The sequence below is a fragment of the Micromonospora noduli genome (assembly GCF_003264365.1).
GTDB classification, from domain to species: domain Bacteria; phylum Actinomycetota; class Actinomycetes; order Mycobacteriales; family Micromonosporaceae; genus Micromonospora; species Micromonospora noduli.
Map to the genome: position 1 here is coordinate 1 of NZ_PYAK01000165.1, position 430 is coordinate 430.

At 33.0% G+C, this 430-nt stretch carries 1 protein-coding gene; it reads left to right on the forward strand.

All coding sequences use genetic code 11. From position 1 onward, the window contains the following. Window positions 1–430, forward strand: a 430-nt coding sequence (locus tag GUI43_RS34160) for a hypothetical protein (protein ID WP_170158821.1), incomplete at both ends; no start/stop codon positions are given.

The following is a 430-nucleotide window of genomic DNA, read 5'->3' on the forward strand; positions in this document are numbered from 1 at the left end:
GGTTCCTATTTTGGAAGCTGCCAAAGGAGATGTTGATTTTGATTTCAAATTTGGAGTGTATTACATGGCTTGTGCTTGCATCTTAACCGAGTTCATCAGTATTCACTGGAAAAATATCATAAAGTTTTGCTTATATGAATGTTTTGGGAAAAACTCTATTGCGATACACTCAGAAAGATACAGAGAATATGCTTTTATTGTTTGTTCAGTGATGTACCTAGAAAATCCTGATTTGTCAATTTTTAAAAAATCTGAAAAAAAATTTTTAAATAGCTTTCTTCTTCAAAGTGTGAAGTGTTCAAAAGATGCTTATTTGTTTGCGTTATCTGTTCAAGAAGGACATGAACTTGCTGTACGGCATTATTGGAATTTGATGGCTCCGGAAGAAAGAGAAAATCATATGTTACCTGCAGTTTTTGAACACTTCACA